The 16599-nt window shown below is 69.9% G+C and carries 19 protein-coding genes, 1 tRNA gene and 1 riboswitch; of the genes, 13 read left to right on the forward strand and 7 right to left on the reverse strand.

What is annotated here, in order from left to right:
- The first annotated feature begins 152 nt into the window (after positions 1-152).
- Positions 153-689 (forward strand): hypothetical protein, encoded by a 537-nt coding sequence (locus AAW13_RS43075; protein WP_046730538.1) that lies wholly within the window; start codon positions 153-155, stop codon positions 687-689.
- A gap of 3 nt (positions 690-692) precedes the next feature.
- Here AAW13_RS43075 and AAW13_RS43080 read toward each other — a convergent pair whose 3' ends face one another.
- A complete protein-coding gene (locus tag AAW13_RS43080) occupies positions 693-1151 on the reverse strand; it encodes a type II toxin-antitoxin system PemK/MazF family toxin (protein WP_046730539.1) in 459 nt (152 codons plus the stop codon).
- A gap of 238 nt (positions 1152-1389) precedes the next feature.
- On the opposite strand from AAW13_RS43080, the gene AAW13_RS43085 reads away from it, so the two are divergent.
- Positions 1390-2142 carry an MBL fold metallo-hydrolase gene (locus tag AAW13_RS43085; protein ID WP_046730540.1) on the forward strand — a complete coding sequence of 251 codons (753 nt, stop codon included), beginning with the start codon at positions 1390-1392 and terminating at the stop codon, positions 2140-2142.
- Between the two features lie 116 nt (positions 2143-2258).
- On the opposite strand, the gene AAW13_RS43090 is transcribed toward AAW13_RS43085, so the two are convergent.
- Together AAW13_RS43090 and AAW13_RS43095 are read right to left on the reverse strand one after the other, a co-directional pair.
- On the reverse strand, positions 2259-3506 hold the full coding sequence (locus tag AAW13_RS43090) for a PTS transporter subunit EIIC (protein WP_046730541.1): 1248 nt from the start codon (positions 3504-3506) through the stop codon (positions 2259-2261).
- Positions 3507-3638: 132 nt separating this feature from the next.
- Positions 3639-4937, reverse strand: coding sequence for a PTS transporter subunit EIIC (locus AAW13_RS43095; RefSeq protein ID WP_046730542.1), 1299 nt, complete (start codon positions 4935-4937; stop codon positions 3639-3641).
- Between the two features lie 190 nt (positions 4938-5127).
- On the opposite strand from AAW13_RS43095, the gene AAW13_RS43100 reads away from it, so the two are divergent.
- The 4 genes from AAW13_RS43100 to rdgB all read left to right on the forward strand — a co-directional run bounded on the left by AAW13_RS43100 (position 5128) and on the right by rdgB (position 7350).
- Positions 5128-5361, forward strand: coding sequence for a PTS sugar transporter subunit IIB (locus AAW13_RS43100; protein ID WP_046730543.1), 234 nt, complete (start codon positions 5128-5130; stop codon positions 5359-5361).
- Between the two features lie 78 nt (positions 5362-5439).
- Entirely contained in the window at positions 5440-6180 is a 741-nt protein-coding gene (gene rph / locus AAW13_RS43105) for a ribonuclease PH (RefSeq protein WP_046730544.1), read from the forward strand.
- A gap of 117 nt (positions 6181-6297) precedes the next feature.
- A complete protein-coding gene (locus AAW13_RS43110) occupies positions 6298-6705 on the forward strand; it encodes a hypothetical protein (protein ID WP_046730545.1) in 408 nt (135 codons plus the stop codon).
- 33 nt (positions 6706-6738) lie between these two features.
- Positions 6739-7350, forward strand: coding sequence for an RdgB/HAM1 family non-canonical purine NTP pyrophosphatase (rdgB, locus tag AAW13_RS43115; RefSeq protein WP_046730546.1), 612 nt, complete (start codon positions 6739-6741; stop codon positions 7348-7350).
- 45 nt (positions 7351-7395) lie between these two features.
- Here the strand turns inward: rdgB and AAW13_RS43120 are convergent.
- The 3 genes from AAW13_RS43120 to bcp form a co-directional block, all read right to left on the reverse strand.
- Positions 7396-7480, reverse strand: a tRNA-Leu gene (locus tag AAW13_RS43120).
- A 33-nt stretch (positions 7481-7513) separates the two neighbouring features.
- Positions 7514-7726 (reverse strand): HNH endonuclease, encoded by a 213-nt coding sequence (locus AAW13_RS43125; RefSeq protein ID WP_240528938.1) that lies wholly within the window; start codon positions 7724-7726, stop codon positions 7514-7516.
- Positions 7727-8018: 292 nt separating this feature from the next.
- Positions 8019-8486: a thioredoxin-dependent thiol peroxidase gene (bcp, locus tag AAW13_RS43130; protein ID WP_046730547.1), complete on the reverse strand. Its 468-nt coding sequence runs from the start codon at positions 8484-8486 to the stop codon at positions 8019-8021.
- A 96-nt stretch (positions 8487-8582) separates the two neighbouring features.
- Between bcp and AAW13_RS43135 the strand changes: the two genes are divergently transcribed.
- The 3 genes from AAW13_RS43135 (at position 8583) to sugE (ending at position 9796) form a co-directional block, all read left to right on the forward strand.
- Positions 8583-8915 carry a DUF3618 domain-containing protein gene (locus AAW13_RS43135; RefSeq protein WP_046730548.1) on the forward strand — a complete coding sequence of 111 codons (333 nt, stop codon included), beginning with the start codon at positions 8583-8585 and terminating at the stop codon, positions 8913-8915.
- Positions 8916-8939: 24 nt separating this feature from the next.
- Positions 8940-9296, forward strand: coding sequence for a GroES family chaperonin (locus AAW13_RS43140; protein WP_046730549.1), 357 nt, complete (start codon positions 8940-8942; stop codon positions 9294-9296).
- Between the two features lie 52 nt (positions 9297-9348).
- A riboswitch (guanidine-III (ykkC-III) riboswitch) is annotated at positions 9349-9444 on the forward strand.
- Positions 9445-9475: 31 nt separating this feature from the next.
- Positions 9476-9796 (forward strand): quaternary ammonium compound efflux SMR transporter SugE, encoded by a 321-nt coding sequence (sugE, locus tag AAW13_RS43145; protein WP_046730550.1) that lies wholly within the window; start codon positions 9476-9478, stop codon positions 9794-9796.
- Positions 9797-9831: 35 nt separating this feature from the next.
- Here sugE and AAW13_RS43150 read toward each other — a convergent pair whose 3' ends face one another.
- Positions 9832-12156 carry a transglycosylase domain-containing protein gene (locus AAW13_RS43150; protein WP_046730589.1) on the reverse strand — a complete coding sequence of 775 codons (2325 nt, stop codon included), beginning with the start codon at positions 12154-12156 and terminating at the stop codon, positions 9832-9834.
- A gap of 913 nt (positions 12157-13069) precedes the next feature.
- Between AAW13_RS43150 and AAW13_RS43155 the strand changes: the two genes are divergently transcribed.
- The 4 genes from AAW13_RS43155 to AAW13_RS43170 are packed head-to-tail and all read left to right on the forward strand — an operon-like array spanning position 13070 to position 16421.
- Positions 13070-13870: an ABC transporter permease gene (locus tag AAW13_RS43155; protein ID WP_046730590.1), complete on the forward strand. Its 801-nt coding sequence runs from the start codon at positions 13070-13072 to the stop codon at positions 13868-13870.
- A 43-nt stretch (positions 13871-13913) separates the two neighbouring features.
- Positions 13914-14678: an ABC transporter permease gene (locus AAW13_RS43160; RefSeq protein ID WP_206306386.1), complete on the forward strand. Its 765-nt coding sequence runs from the start codon at positions 13914-13916 to the stop codon at positions 14676-14678.
- Between the two features lie 13 nt (positions 14679-14691).
- Positions 14692-15651, forward strand: a complete 960-nt coding sequence (locus tag AAW13_RS43165) for an ABC transporter ATP-binding protein (protein WP_046730552.1) — start codon at positions 14692-14694, stop codon at positions 15649-15651.
- Between the two features lie 32 nt (positions 15652-15683).
- Positions 15684-16421, forward strand: a complete 738-nt coding sequence (locus AAW13_RS43170) for a DUF1707 SHOCT-like domain-containing protein (RefSeq protein WP_046730553.1) — start codon at positions 15684-15686, stop codon at positions 16419-16421.
- Positions 16422-16599 lie beyond the last annotated feature (178 nt).

Here is a 16599-nt window from a genome sequence, read left to right on the forward strand (position 1 = left end):
CTCGACGACACCGCCGTCACGACCGGCTGACCCGTCCCGTGAAGTGACCGGATCCCGCCCCCGGAAGCCGTCCGGGTGCGGGATCCGTATGACCGGGGGATACGTCATACCGGCACCAAGGGTCCGTTCCCCGACGGAAAGGCGGACACCCCATGCGCCGTACGACGTTCCACCGCGCGTCGCTCGCCACGGCGACCCTGCTCCTGCTGGCGGGCTGCGGCTCGCAGGGCGGGGGCGGCGACAAGGGCAGCGGCGCGGTGTCCCCCTCACCCACCGCGAGCCCCACCGCGAGCGCGTCCCCGAGCGCGACCCTGAGTACGACCCCGAGCGCCGGCACGGGCGCCGGCGGCTCGTCCGGCGGCTGCGCGCCCCTGACCTCCGAGCTCACCGCCGCCGACAGCGGCCGCACCTACTGCCTGGCCCAGGACGGCACCCTCCGGATCACCCTGACCGGCACCGGGCAACGCCCCTGGACGAAGATCGCCGCCCGCGGCGACACCGGCGCCCTCAAGCCCGTGAACTACGGGATCATGCTCCGCGGCGGTGACGCCGGAGCCGCCTACCAGGCGGTCGCCGCCGGCACCGTCACCCTCACCTCCACGCGCCCGCTGTGCGCGCAGCCCACGGCACCGGGTCAGGTCTCCTGCAAGGCCATCGAGGAGTGGCACGTCACCGTACGGGTGAACTGAGCCTCACCCGGCCAGGTGCCGCACCTGGTCCCACAGCACCGGGTCGACCACGCCCACCCGGCGCCGGAACTCCCACACCGCGACCTCGCGCAGCTCGTCCGTCTCCAGGAAGCTCGGCCGGCCCTGGGCGTCCCCGACCGAGCCGGGCGGCAGCGGGATCACCCCGGCGCGCTCGTCGTGGTACTTGCTGGTGATCTTGGCGACGGTCGCCCGGTTGCCGCGCACCGCCAGCACCAGACACGGGCGGTCCTTGCCGCCGGGCGCGTCCTCGTAGGGCACGCTGGCCCACCAGATGTCCCCCGGATGCGGCCGTCCGGTCCCCGGACGGGTCCCCCGCGGACGGCCCGGCGGGCGCGTGCGGTGCCCGCGCGGCCGGTGCCCCCTGCCCCAGCCGTCGACGAGCGTGGCGACCAGCGCGAGCAGGACCACCGCCGCGAGCGCGAGCCACCATGACGTGTCCATACGACGACGTTACCGGCGCGAGATAACCGACGCGCGCCCTTACGCGATCCCGATGCGCCCTCGGTCCAGCCGAACCGGTGACAGCACAGGTGAGTTCGCCCACAACGGCCCCTGGCGGAGGAGCGACCGGCTCTTTTGCGCCTTACGCTCGACAAACCGCACGACCCCCGCTCACCTCGATTTCCCGACTCCAGTTCCCGGTCCGTCCGGGTGTCCCGCCAACGGAGGTTTCTGCTTCATGAAGCTCACCGTCGTCGGCTGCTCGGGGTCGTTCCCGTCCGCGGAATCGGCCTGCTCGAGCTACCTCGTAGAGGCCGACGGCTTCCGGCTGCTCCTCGACATGGGCAACGGCGCCCTGGGCGAGTTGCAGCGCCACTGCGGTCTCTACGACCTCGACGCGATCTTCCTGAGCCATCTGCACGCCGACCACTGCATCGACATGTGCGCCTACTTCGTGGCGCGCTACTACCGCCACGACGGCGGCCCGTGCCCCCCGATCCCGGTCTACGGCCCCGAGGGCACCGAGCACCGTCTCACCACGGCCTACGCCGACACCCCCACCGCCTCCTCGATGAGCGAGGTCTTCGACTTCCACACGGTCAAGCCGTCCACGTTCGACGTCGGCCCCTTCACCGTGCACACCGAGCGGGTCCGGCACCCCGTGGAGGCGTACGCCATCCGCGTCGAACACGCCGGTAGGTCACTGACCTACTCGGGCGACACCGGGGTCACCGACACGCTGGAGGAGCTGGCCCGGGACACCGACCTGTTCCTCTGCGAAGCCGCGTTCACGCACGGCAAGGAGGACATCCCGGACCTGCACCTCAACGGCCGCGAGGCCGGTGAGACCGCCGCCCGCGCCGGGGCCCGCAAGCTGGTCCTCACCCACATCCCGCCGTGGACCGACCCCAGCGTCAACCTCACCGACGCCCGCGAGGTCTTCGACGGCCCGGTGGAACTCGCGGCGCCGCGGGCGACGTACGAGATCTGACGGTCGTACCACGGAGTTCAGGACCGTGCGTACGACGAGGTGTGCGTACGGCGAAGGCCCCCGCAGCCGCCGGGCTGCGGGGGCCTTCGCCATGACTCATGCCGAGGCCGGACCACTCACGCCTTCGTGAGGTCCTCGATCTCCTCCTCGGGCTCACGGCCCGGGGTGGGGAGGTTGAAGCGGATGATGGCGAACCGGAAGACGAAGTAGTAGACCGCCCCGAACACCAGGCCGATCGGGATGATCAGCCAGGGCTTGGTCGCCAGGTTCCAGTTGAGGATGTAGTCGATGGCACCCGCGGAGAAGGTGAAGCCCGCGTGCACCCCGAGCGCCCAGGTGATCGCCATGGAGAGGGCGGTGAGCACCGCGTGGATCACGTAGAGCAGCGGCGCGATGAACATGAACGTGAACTCGATCGGCTCGGTCACACCGGTCACGAAGGAGGTCAGCGCCATCGACATCATCATGCCCAGCACGGCCGCGCGGCGCTCCGGGCGGGCGGTGTGCGCGATGGCCAGGGCGGCGGCCGGCAGGCCGAACATCATGATGGGGAAGAAGCCGGACATGAACTGACCGGCCGTCGGGTCACCTGCGAAGAAGCGGGTCAGGTCACCGTGCACGACCACGCCGGCCGAGTCCTTGAAGTCACCGATCTGGAACCAGGAGACGGTGTTCACGAACTGGTGCATGCCGACCGGGATCAGCGCACGGTTGATCAGACCGAACAGGCCGGCGCCGAAGGCGCCGAGACCGGTGATCCACTTGCCGAAGTCGGAGATGCCGTCGCCGATCGGCTCCCAGATCAGGCCGAAGAAGACGCCCATGACCGTGCCGACGAAGGCCATGATGATCGGCACCAGCCGGCGGCCGTTGAAGAAGCCGAGCCAGTCCACCAGCCTGGTGCGGTGGAACCGCTGCCAGATCACCGCGCCCAGCAGACCCATCACCAGGCCGCCCAGCACACCGGGGTTGTTGTACGTCGCGGCTATGTCCGCGCCCGCCTGGACCTTGGCCTCGGTGACCGGGAACGCCTTCAGGACGTTGCTGTAGACCAGGAAGCCGACCAGCGCCGCCAGCGCCGTCGAGCCGTCCGCCTTCTTCGCGAAGCCGATCGCGACACCGATGCAGAACAGCATCGGGAGGTTGTCGAAGATCGCGCCACCCGCCGTGGCGAAGACCGCCGTGACCTTGTCGGGCAGGTGCAGCTTGTCATGGATGTCCTGCTGACCGAAGCGGAGCAGCAGACCGGCCGCCGGCAGCACGGCGATAGGGAGCTGAAGACTGCGGCCGACCTTCTGAAGGCCCTGGAACAGTCCGGATCCCCACTTCTTCGTGGGGGCCGCCGTTGCGGTGGCGGTAGTCATACTTCCTCCATCGGTGGTGGTCTACACCACTCAGTGGTGTAGACCTGTTGTACACGATGGGGGGCTTATAAGGAACCCGTCAATTCCGCAACCGGGAAACTACGCGCTGTACGCCGTCCGGGCACGCGCTGCTCAGGCCTTCGTGACGTCCTCCACCTCGTCCTCCGGCTCCCTCCCCGGCGTCTTCAGGTCGAACCTCGTGATGGCGAACCGGAAGATCACGTAATAGACGGCCGCGAAACCCAGGCCGATCGGAACGATCAGCCAGGGCTTCGTCGCCAGCCGCCAGTTGATGACGTAGTCGATCAGCCCCGCCGAGAAGCTGAACCCGTCGTGCACCCCCAGCCCCCACGTCACCGCCATCGACACCCCCGTCAGCACCGCGTGCACCGCGTACAGCAGCGGCGCGATGAACATGAACGAGTACTCGATCGGCTCGGTGATGCCCGTCACGAACGACGTCAGCGCCACCGACAGCATCAGACCGCCGATCTCCTTGCGCCGGTGCGGCCTCGCGCAGTGCGTGATCGCCAGCGCCGCCGCCGGCAGCGCGAACATCATGATCGGGAAGAAACCCGAGGTGAACTGCCCCGCGTCCGGATCACCCGCCAGGAACATGTTGATGTCGCCGTGCACCGTCTGTCCGTCCGGCGTGGTGTAACTGCCGAACTGGAACCACAACGGCACGTTCAGGAACTGGTGCAGCCCGATCACCAGCAACGCCCGGTTCGCCACCCCGAACACCCCGGCGCCCCACGACCCCGCGTCCCGCAGCCACTGACTGAAGCTCTCCAGACCGCTGCCGACCGGCGGCCACACCCACAGACACAGCACCGCGAACCCGATCGCCACGAACGACATGATGATCGGCACCAGCCGCCGCCCGTTGAAGAACCCCAGCCAGTCCACCAGCCGCGTCCGATGGAAACGGGCCCAGAAGTACGCCGTCAGCAACCCCAGCGCGATCCCCCCGAACACCCCCGGATTCTGGAACGTGAACGTCGACACCGAGCCGTCGCGCACCTGGCACCCGATCCCCGGCAACTCCTTCGAACCACCGGGGCACCCCTCGGGGAACTGGTGCAGCACCCCGTAATAGACGAGGAACCCCGCCACCGCCGCCAGCGCCGTCGAACCGTCCGCCTTCTTCGCCATCCCGATCGCGACCCCGACACAGAACAGCAGCGGCAGCCCGATCGACCCGTCCAGCAGCGCCCCGCCCGCGCCCTTCATCACCTTGGACACGTCCGTCCAGCCCAGCCCCTGCTCCCCGAACACGTCGGGCTGCCCCAGCCGGTTCAGGATCCCCGCCGCCGGCAGCACCGCGATCGGCAGCTGAAGACTCCGCCCCATCTTCTGCAACCCCTGGAACAGGGCGTGCCACCGCTCCCGCGCGGGACTGACCCTGCTGTCGGCGCTCTCGGCACTCATCGCGCGTCCTCCCGGCCGCTCGGCTGCACCGCAGGGGGGTTTGGCGACCGCCCGTCCGCTGGTGTAGACCAGTCGGCGACGGTTCCGCCGCGGTGCTCGCCATCATTCGGCACCCACGGCACGACCGCTCGCAAAGATGGGCCAACTGTGGGTTACTGCGACAAAGCGGTTCGGATCAGGGAGAAGGAACATGGCCAGCAAGGCTGAGAAGATCGTCGCCGGCCTCGGCGGAATCGACAACATCGACGAGATCGAGGGCTGCATCACCCGGCTGCGCACCGAGGTGCACGACGCCTCCCTGGTCGACGACGCGGCCCTCAAGGCCGCCGGAGCCCACGGCGTCGTCAAGATGGGCACCGCCATCCAGGTCGTCATCGGCACCGACGCCGACCCGATCGCCGCGGAGATCGAAGACATGATGTGAGCCCACCCGCTCACCCCCCAGGGGCTCTTCCCACCACAGGGCAGAGCCCCTTCTCACGCTATGGATAGGCTCGTCGTCATGTCACGCATCGACGGCCGCACACCCGAACAACTCCGCCCCGTCACCATCGAACGCGGCTGGAGCAAGCACGCCGAAGGCTCCGTCCTCGTCTCCTTCGGCGACACCAAGGTCTTCTGCACCGCCTCCGTCACCGAAGGCGTCCCCCGCTGGCGCAAGGGCAGCGGCGAGGGCTGGGTCACCGCGGAGTACGCCATGCTGCCCCGCGCCACCAACACCCGCGGCGACCGCGAGTCCGTCAAGGGCAAGATCGGCGGCCGCACCCACGAGATCTCCCGCCTCATCGGCCGCTCCCTGCGCGCCGTCATCGACTACAAGGCCCTCGGCGAGAACACCATCGTCCTCGACTGCGACGTCCTCCAGGCCGACGGCGGCACCCGCACCGCCGCCATCACCGGCGCGTACGTCGCCCTGGCCGACGCCGTCACCTGGGCCAAGGAACGCAAACTCGTCCGGGCCGGCCGCCAGCCCCTCACCGGCACCGTCGCCGCCGTCTCCGTCGGCATCGTCGGCGGGATCCCGCTCCTCGATCTCTGCTACGAGGAGGACGTGAAGGCCGAGACCGACATGAACGTCGTCTGTACCGGCGACGGCCGCTTCGTCGAGGTCCAGGGCACCGCCGAGGCCGAACCCTTCGCCCGCGACGAACTCGACGCCCTCCTCGACCTCGCCGTCGCCGGCTGCACCGACCTCGCCGCCATCCAGCGGGCGGCCCTCGAATCCGCCGCCGCGGAACGGTAAAGGAAACCAAAAAAGCCGAGGCAACCCGGGCGGCCGCCCCAGCGTCCCTATGACTACGGGCGCACGGCACGAACAACCGTGCGCCCGGCCAGCCGTCAACGGGGAGGGAACACATCCATGGCCGCCAGCCGACGCCGAGGCCGTCGCACCAGCACCGCCATCGCCGCCGTAGCCGCGACCACCGCGCTCACCGCCGCCCTGCTCACCGGCTGCGACACCGTCGACAAGGCCCTGGACTGCGTCCAGACCGCCGACTCCATCGCCGACAGCGTCACCGACCTCCAGCAGGCCGTCGAGAACGCCGCGAACGACCCCACCCAGGCCGACACCTCCCTCGACGCCATCCAGCGGAACCTGAGGAAGATCGGCGACAGAACCGACGACACCGACGTCAACAAGGCCGTCGACGGCCTCCAGAAAGCCGTGGACAACGTCCGCACCTCGATCAGGAACGGCGACTCGACCCCCGACGTCACCCCCGTCACCGACGCGGCCGGCGAACTCACCAAGGTCTGCACGCCGTAACCGGCCGCCGCGGCACTTGCGATACTGCCACCCATGACCACCACGCCCCGCCTGATCCTCGCCACCCGCAACGCCGGAAAGATCACCGAGCTGCACTCGATCCTCGCCGACGCGGGCCTGCCCCACGAACTGGTAGGCGCGGACTCGTACCCCGACATCCCCGACGTCCGGGAGACGGGCGTCACCTTCGCCGAGAACGCGCTCCTGAAGGCCCACGCCCTCGCCCGCGCCACCGGCCTGCCCGCCGTCGCCGACGACTCCGGCCTCTGCGTCGACGTCCTGAACGGCGCTCCCGGCATCTTCTCCGCCCGCTGGGCCGGCCGCCACGGCGACGACAGGGCCAACCTGGACCTGCTCCTCGCCCAGCTCTCCGACATCGCCGACGAACACCGGTCCGCCCACTTCGCCTGCGCCGCCGCCCTGGCCCTCCCGGACGGCACGGAACGCGTGGTCGAGGGCCGGCTCCGCGGCACCCTCCGCCACACCCCGTCGGGCACGAACGGCTTCGGCTACGACCCGATCCTCCAGCCGGACGGGGAGACCCGCACGTGCGCCGAACTGACCCCCGCCGAGAAGAACGCGATCAGCCATCGCGGCAAGGCATTCCGGGCGTTGGTGCCGGTGGTACGAGAGCTGCTGGGCTGACAGACGAAAGAGGGGCCGACCATCAAGGCGGCCCCTCCGTGCGTGTGCGGCCGGTGGGACTCGAACCCACACGGGTGTGAACCCACTGGGACCTAAACCCAGCATGACTGCCAAATTCCATCACGGCCGCTCAAAAACGGTCATCAAGCTCGACCGGTAGCGTTCAGTGTACGGGTAGGGAGCATTGGGCGACGAGGGGATCCCTCGACTTCTGGCGGCACCACGTCTCCGTCAGGGCGTGACAGTCGGGGCACAGATACCGAAGGTTGTCCCGGCGATTGCCACGCCAGTCGCCGTCGACGTGGTCGATCTGCAAGGTGAGTGTCTGCCCCAGCCACTCGCCCTTGCCGCCGCAGGTCTCGCATGCGTATGCCACGCCGATCTCGGCCAGGGCCCGTTGAAGCTACCCGCCGCTGGCCGCCGCTGGGTTTCAGGCCGAGCCGTCTCATCAGATCAGATCAGTCCAGTTCCGCGCCTTGGCCACCTCCGCCTCCAGCCGCTCCTCGGTGTACGCGCCGGCCCCCATCGAGCCCCCTCCGTTCCGTCCGTGCGTTCGCAGCCCGTACGGAGTGACGGACCGTTTGTCGAAGAGTCACGTCCGGAAAAGGAGAAAACGGCTCACACCAGGTGACCCGGTGCGAGCCGTCAGTGCGGGACGGGGGCGGGTGTCAGATGCCCAGGTCCTTGATGATCTTGGCTACGTGGCCGGTGGCGCGGACGTTGTAGAGGGCCTTTTCGACCTTGCCGGTCTCGTCCACGATGATCGTGGAGCGGATGACGCCCAGGTAGGTCTTGCCGTAGTTCATCTTCTCGCCGAACGCGCCGTACGCGTCCAGGACCTTCTTGTCGGGGTCGGCGAGGAGGGTGACCTTGAGGTTCTCCTTCTCGCGGAACTTGCCGAGTTTCTCCGGGGCGTCGGGGGAGATGCCGAGGACGTCGTAGCCGGCGTCGGCCAGGAGAGAGAGGTTGTCCGTGAAGTCGCAGGCCTGCTTCGTGCAGCCTGGTGTGAGGGCCGCCGGGTAGAAGTAGACGATGACCTTGCGGCCCTTGTGGGCGGAGAGGGACACCTCGTTGCCGTCGGCGTCGGGGAGGGTGAAGTCGGGGGCTACGTCCCCGGGCTGGAGTCGCTCGCTCATCGGTCTAGCGTAACGGGGGGTCCTGACATGGCGACCGTGGCGAGAACTGACAGACTGTCCAGAACATGCAGTACGGCAGACTTCGGAGGGCCTACGGTGGCGGAGACGTCGGACACCAGAACCCCGGCGCAGATCGAGGCGGACATCAAGCGCCGTCGCGACGTGCTGGCCGAGACGCTGGACGAGATCGGGGTGCGGGTGCACCCGAAGACCATCGTCGGCGACGCGAAGGCCAAGGTCGCGGCCAACGTGGATCACACCCTCGGACGTGCCTACGTCCAGGTCAACCGGGTGGTGAGCGATGTGAAGGCCCAGTTCGTGGACGAGGAGGGCGCGCCCCGGCTCGAACGGGTCGTGCCGGTCGCCCTCGTCGCCGTGGGCGTGGTCGGGCTGCTGGTCTTCAGCGGCACCCGGCGGCGCAAGAGCTGACCAGAGGCAGGTAGGTTCACAGGTGTGAGCGCCAAGAGAGACGAGCAGAGCAGCCAGCACGACAAGCTGCCCATCCGGATGCTGCACGACCGGGTTCTGGTCAAGCAGGACACCGGGGAGGGCGAGCGCCGGTCGGGTGGCGGCATCCTGATTCCCGCCACGGCGGCGGTCGGGCGCCGGCTGGCCTGGGCCGAGGTGGTCGCGGTCGGTCAGAACGTGCGGACGGTGGAGCCGGGCGACCGGGTGCTGTACGACCCGGAGGACCGTGCCGAGGTCGAGGTGCGCGGAGTGGCGTACGTGCTGATGCGGGAGCGCGATCTGCACGCGGTCGCCGCCGACCGGTTCGAGGGCTCGGAGGACTCGACCGGCCTGTATCTGTGATTCGACGGTAGAAAAGGGCTGGTGACTGCGGTCACCAGCCCTTTTTGTCGTTTCTTTGCTACCTTCGAAGGAGCCCGCCCGACGAGACGCGCCGTACCGGGACCGTGGGGGCCGCCTGGCCCGAGCGACAAGGCAAAGACGACGCACCCCGTTCGCAACACGTCTCGGAGGTGTCTGTCATGGCCTGGGTTCTGCTCGTCGTCGCCGGTCTGCTGGAGGTCGGCTGGTCCGTCGGTATGAAGTACACGGACGGGTTCACCCGGCTGGTGCCCAGTCTGTTCACCGGCGGCGGGATCGTCGCCAGCATGGTGCTGCTGTCGTACGCCGCACGGTCCCTGCCCATCGGCACCGCGTACGGCGTGTGGGTGGGGATCGGGGCGGCGGGGGCGGCGGTGTTCGGGATGGTGGTGCTGGGGGAGCCGGCCACCGCCGCCCGGATCTTCTTCGTGTGTCTGCTGCTGGTCGCCGTGGTGGGGCTCAAGGCGACCAGCGGTCACTGACCGCCGCACCGGTGTGACCGGTGCGGCGGTGCCGGTCACCCGAAGCCGAAGCCGCCGTTGTCGCCCGCCGTGGTCCCCGTCGAGGTGCCCGAGTCGGTGCCCGACGTGGTCGTGCCGGTACTGGTGCCGTCGGTCGTGGTGCCGGTGGAGGTGCCCGAGTCGGTGCCGGACGTCGTCGTACCGGTGCTGGTGCCGGAGGTCGTCGTACCGCCGTCGGTGGTGCCGGACGTGGTGGAGCCGTTGGTCGTGGCGCCGTCGGTGCTGCCGCCGTTGGTCTGGTCGCCCCCGGTGGTGCCGCCGTTGTCCTGGCCGCCGTCGGTGGTGCCGCCGTTGCTCTGGTCGCCGGTGGTGCCGCCGTTGTCCTGGCCGCCGGTGCCCGGGGTGGCCGGGCTCCGGGTGGCCGGGGCCTCGGTCTCGGCGCCCGCCTGGAGGTCGAGGTCGAAGGCGAAGGGCGCGGTGCCCTTGAGGGCGGCCTTGGTGTACTGCGCCCAGATCTCGGTGGGGGCGCCGCCGCCGTTGATGCGGGCGAGGCCGAGCGCGCCGTACAGCGACTTGTGCTTCGCGGTGACCGGGTCCTGGCCCATCACGGAGACGACGGTGGCGAGGTCGGGGGTGTAGCCCGCGAACCAGGCGGCGTTGTCCTCCTCGGCGGTGCCGGTCTTGCCTGCCGCCGGGCGGCCGGCGGCCTGGGCGGCGGTGGCGGTGCCGTTGTCGACGACGCTCTGGAGGATCGAGGTGGTGGTGTCGGCGGCCTGGCGGCTGACGGCCTGGGTGGTCTTGGACTCCGGCAGCTTGATCTCCTCCGTACCGTCCTTGGTGATCTTGTCGACCATGGTGTACGTGCCGTGCCTGCCGTGGTTGGCGAGCGTGGCGTACGCCTCGGCCATGTCGACGACGCTGGCGGTGGCGGTGCCGAGGGCGATGGAGGGGTACGGCTGGAGGTCCGGGGTGTCGGCGGGCAGGCCCAGGCCGATCGCGGTCTGCTTGACCTTGGACGGGCCGACGTCGACGGCCATCTGCGCGTACACCGAGTTCACGGAGAGGTCGGTGGCCTTGCGCACGGTGATCTGGCCGTACGACTTCTCGTCCTCGTTCTCCGGTGCGTAGGCGCCGCCTGACCAGCCCTGGACGGGGCGGCTGTTGGTGCCGTCGTAGTAGGTGTTCGGGGTGATGGTCTGGCCGGACTGGGTGGTGGAGCCGTTGTCGACGGCGGAGGCGAACACGAACGGCTTGAAGGTGGAGCCGACCTGGAAGTCGCCGCGGGTCGCGCCGTTGGTGTACTGCTTCACGTAGTCGATGCCGCCGTACATGGCGACGAGCTTGCCGGTCTTCGGGTCGACGGAGGCGCCGCCGGCGCGCACGTACGTGTCGACCTTGTTGTTCTTCTTGTCCAGCTGGGAGATCAGCTTGTCGTCGACGGCCTTGACGAAGGCGTTCTGCTTGTCCTTCTCCAGGGTGGTGGTGATGCGGTAACCGCCGGCCTCCAGGGAGTCCGAGTCGACGATCTTGTTCTTGATCAGGTAGTCGTTGACGGCGTTGACGATGTAGCCGCGCTGCCCGGACATGCCGGTGGAGACGGTCTGCTCCTTGGGCATCGGGAACTTCATGCCGGCCCGTGCGGACGCGCTGAGCCAGCCCTTCTTGACCATGCCGTCCAGGACGTAGTTCCAGCGGGCGACGGCCGCGGCCTTGTTCTCGGGGTGGGCGATGACGTCGTACTCGCTGGGTGCGTTGACGAGGGCGGCGAGGTAGGCGGCGCGGGCCGGGTCGAGGTCGGCCGCGTCCTTGCCGTAGTAGGCCTGGGCGGCGGCCTGGATGCCGTAGGCGTTACGGCCGAAGTAGCTGGTGTTGAGGTAGCCCTCGAGGATCTGGTCCTTGGACTCGCTGCGGTCCAGCTTGATCGCGACGAACACCTCCTTCACCTTGCGGGTGACGGTCTGTTCCTGCGCGAGGTAGTAGTTCTTCACGTACTGCTGGGTGATCGTCGAGCCGGACTGGGTGCCCTTGCCGGTCGCGGTGTTCCAGGCGGCGCGCAGCATCGCCTTGGGGTCGACGGCGGACTCGGTGTAGAAGTCGCGGTCCTCGGCGGCGAGCACGGCGTGCTGGGCGTCCTTGGAGACCTGGGCGAGGGTCACGTTCTCCCGGTTGACCTCACCGTCGCGGGCGAGCTGGGAGCCGTCGGCGTACAGGTACACGTTGGACTGCTTGGTGGCGAACGCGTTGGCCGCGGGGATCTTCACCATCGAGTAGCCGAGGAAGAACAGGCCGATCAGCAGCAGGGTCCCGAGGACGAAGGTGCCGAGCACCATCCGCCAGGTGGGGATGATCCGGCGCCATCCGGTCCGCTTGGGCCTCTTCATCTTCTTCCCGCCCCCCTCCGGGTCCGGGCCGGCCGTCGGCGGCTCGGACCCGGCACCGGCTCCGGATCCCGTGGCCGTGGTGGGCGCTGCCGGCTTCGGCGCCCGGATCGCCGCGAGTTGCCGTGTCTGCGTGTCCTGCCCGCCCACGGCCGCCACGGCCGCCACGGCCGCCGCGGCCGCTCCGGCCGGCGCCGCCTTCGTCGTCCCGTCGGCCGGCGTGGCCGGCTTCGGCGTGCCGGCCCTGACCGGGGTCAGCCGCTGCGTGTGCGCGTCCCCGCCCGCCGCCCCCGGCGCCGTCTTGGCGCCCCAGGTCACGGCTGCCGGGGGTGTCTTCCCGGCTCCGGCCGTCGGCGACGAAGGCGTCCTCGCCGCGCCGGCCGTCGCTGCGGCCGATGCGTTCCCGGTCCCGGTCACGGCCCGCGGGGGTGTCTTCGTCTCCCCGCCCGCCGTCGCCGACGAGGGCCTGCGGGCCCCCGGCACTACCGGCGGCGTCCTCCCGGCCTCGGCCGCGCCGGACGGCGCCTCGCCCGCCCCGCTCGTGCCGGACGGCGCCTTCCCCGCCCCGCTGCTCCTGGCCGGTGGTGGTGTCTTCGCCTCCCCCGGCGCCGCGGGCGGCTTCGTCTGCTTCTCCTCGGCCGCAGCCGGCGGCTCCGTCGGGCCTCCGCCGCCCTGGCTCGGCTGTTGCGGCTGCGGCTCGTCGCTCATGTCGTGCACGGACTCCTGTTTCGCGTCGTACGTGTTCTCTCCCGTACGACCTCGTACGCTTCTGCGCCCCCTGATGAAGACTCTCGCACCGCGCGTTCCGTTCCCGGATTCCGGCACGCTTCGGTCACGGAAATTGCGTGGCCTGCGGTGTCGCCGGAGCAGTAGGCTCCTGCGCTTCGGTGTCGGGCGGTCCGGGAGGTCGGTTGGCGTGGGCGCGGGACGGTTGTACACGGCCGTCGCGGCAGGGGGTTTCCGACGGTACGCGACGTACCGGGTGGCCACCGCGGCAGGGGTGTTCACCAATACGGCCTTCGGGATCATTCTCGTCTACACGTACTTGGCGCTGTGGGACGAGAAACCGCACCTCGGAGGCTATGACCAGACGCAGGCCGTCACCTATGTGTGGCTCGGCCAGTGCCTGTACGCGACGCTCGCCGTCCAGGGCGGGGGTGTCGAAAAAGACCTGATGGAGCGTATCCGCACGGGCGCGATCGCGATCGACCTCTACCGTCCGGCGGACCTTCAGCTGTGGTGGCTGGCGACGGACCTGGGCCGTTCGCTGTTCCAGCTGCTGGGCCGGGGCGTGATCCCCTTCCTGTTCGGCGCGGTGTTCTTCCCGATGGCGCTGCCGTCGGACGCCGGCACCTGGGCGGCCTTCCTGGTCGCGCTGCTGCTGGCGATGGTCGTCAGCTTCGGTATCCGCTACCTGGCGGCGCTGAGCGTGTTCTGGCTGATGGACGGCATGGGCGTCAACCAGGTCATGATGATCACGGGGGTGTTCTTCTCGGGGATGACCCTGCCGCTGAACGTGTTCCCGGGCGCGCTCGGCGAGATCGCTCGGGCGCTGCCGTGGGCGGCGCTGATCCAGACGCCGGCCGATGTGCTGATGGGGGAGACCAGCGCACCGGAGGCGTTCGCCTTCCAGGCCGGGTGGGCGGTGGCGCTGCTGGTGGCGGGCCGGCTGCTTCAGTCGACGGCGACCCGGCGGGTGGTGGTGCAGGGTGGGTGAGCGTGCCCTGGAGGGGCTGCGGGCGTACCGGCTGATCGCCGGGATGTGGGTCCGCTCGACGATGATCTACCGGACCTCCTTCCTCCTCACGGTGGCCGGGAACCTGCTGGTGACCGGCCTGGATTTCGCGACGATCCTGCTGATGTTCACGCGGGTCGACTCGCTGGGCGGCTGGTCGCTGCCCGAGGTCGCCTTCCTGTACGGCCTGTCGGCCACCGCGTTCGGGGTGGCCGACCTGGTGCTGGGCTCGATGGACGTGCTGGGGTCCCGGATCCGGGACGGTTCCTTCGACACGCTGCTGGTCCGGCCGGCCCCGGTGCTGGCCCAGGTGGGCGCGGACCGGTTCGCGCTGCGCCGGCTGGGCCGGATCTCCCAGGGCGGGGTGGTCCTCGGCTGGGCGGCGCTCTCGGTCGACGTCCACTGGAGCGCGGCGAAGCTGCTCCTGCTGCCGCTGATGGTGGGCAGCGGCGCGGTGATCTTCTGCGCGCTGTTCGTGGCGGGCGCGGCCTTCCAGTTCCTCGCGCAGGACGCGGCCGAGGTGCAGAACGCGTTCACCTACGGCGGTACGACGCTCCTCCAGTACCCGCCGACGGTGTTCGGGCGGGACTTCGTGCGCGGGGTGACGTTCATGCTGCCGTTGGCCTTCGTCAACTGGGTGCCGGCCGCGTACGTGCTGGGGCGGCCGTACCCGCTGCGGCTGCCGGAGTGGACGGTGTGGTCGCCGCCGCTGGTGGCGGCGGTGTGCTGCGCGCTGGCGGGCCTGGCGTGGCGGGCGGGTCTCAGGTCGTATCGGAGTACGGGGAGCTGACGGGGAGTTGACGATGTTCATCGAGGTCGACGGGGTCGAGAAGGTCTTCGAGGTCCGCAAGAAGACCGGTTTCCTGAAACGGGAGCGCCGGCAGGTGCGGGCCGTGGACACGCTCTCCTTCACGGTGGCGCGGGGCGAGATGGTGGGGTACATCGGGCCGAACGGCGCCGGGAAGTCGACGACGATCAAGATGCTGACCGGCATCCTGACCCCGAGCGCGGGCCGGCTCCGGGTGGCCGGCATCGACCCGTCCCGTGAGCGCACCAGACTGGCCCACCGCATCGGTGTGGTCTTCGGCCAGCGCACCACCCTGTGGTGGGACCTGCCGCTCATCGACTCCTACCGGCTGATGCACCGCATGTACCGCATCCCGGACGCCCGTTACGCCGAGAACCTGGACCGGCTGGTGGAACTGCTGGACCTGGGTGCGCTGCTGGACGTGCCGGTACGGCAGCTCTCGCTCGGCCAGCGGATGCGCGGTGACATCGTGGCCGCGCTGCTGCACGACCCGGACGTCCTCTACCTGGACGAGCCCACGATCGGCCTGGACGTCATCTCCAAGGCCAGGGTCCGTGAGTTCCTGCGGGAGTTGAACGTGGAGCGCGGTACGACGGTCCTCCTGACCACGCACGACCTCCAGGACATCGAGCAGTTGTGCTCCCGGGTGATGGTCATCGACCACGGGCGGCTGATGTACGACGGTCCGCTCGCCGGGCTGCACGAGGTGGGGGAGAGCGAACGGACCCTGGTGGTCGACCTGGAGCGGGAGCTCCCGCCGATCGAGGCGGGCGGGTCGGCGCGGGTGGTGCGGGTGGAGGGGCCGCGGCAGTGGCTGGCGTTCCCGGCGTCGGAGTCGGCGGCCCCGCTGGTGGCGCGGATCGCGGCGGAGTACCCGCTGGTGGACCTGTCCGTGCGGGAGCCGGACATCGAGTCGGTGATCGCGACGATCTACGCGGAGCGTACGACCGCGTAGTCCCGGCCGCCGGGAACTCGTAGTCTGCTGTCATGACCGACGATGCCCCGGAGTTGCGTGCCTCCGACGCCGATCGTGAACGAGTCGCCGAGATCCTCAGGGACGCCCTGGCGGAGGGGCGGCTCGACATGGCGGAGTTCGAGGAGCGGCTGGAGTCGACGTACCAGGCCCGTACGTACGGGGAGCTGGCGCCGATCACGAGGGATCTGCCGGCGGCCGCCGCTCCCGCGGTGTCGCTGTCCAAGCCCCCGCTGGACGACGGCAGTTGGCGGAGCCGGATCGTAGGCGGCGAGGGCACCTCGAGCTGGGCGGTGGCCCTGCTCTCCGGGTTCCAGCGCAAGGGCCGCTGGACGGTGCCCAGGCGTTTCACCTGCTTCGCGTTCATGGGCGGCGGCGAGATCGACCTGCGCGAGGCGAACTTCGCGGACCGCGAGGTGGAGATCAACTGCGTGGCGGTGATGGGCGGGGTGAGCGTGATCGTGCCGCCGGGCGTCGAGGTGGTGATGCGGGGCATCGGCATCATGGGCGGCTTCGACCACCACGAGCAGGAGACGCTGCCGGATCCGGGCGCCCCCAGGGTGATCGTGACCGGCGTCGCGTTCTGGGGCGGCGTCGAGGTGGAGCACAAGGTGACGAAGGCGGAACGCCGCCGCCTCAGAGAAGAACGCCGCGAACTCCGCGCGGAACGCCGGGAGAACCGCCACGAACTCCACGAGTCCCGCCGAGAACGCCGCGAAAACCGCCACCACCACAGACACGGCGACTACTGACCAACGCCAGGGCAGCCGACCCAGGGGCGCGGGGAACTGCGCGTCCAGCCCCCACCGTCCTGCGCCCGCCCACCCGCGGCGCGGCCCGGCACCGCCGAACAGCACCGTCGTGGCTGACCACCGCCGCGGCGGACAGAGGCGGAGCGTCTGTGGCACCGCCCGCGACGGAGCGATGGTG

The organism is Streptomyces humi (assembly GCF_001005085.2).
GTDB classification, from domain to species: domain Bacteria; phylum Actinomycetota; class Actinomycetes; order Streptomycetales; family Streptomycetaceae; genus Streptomyces; species Streptomyces humi.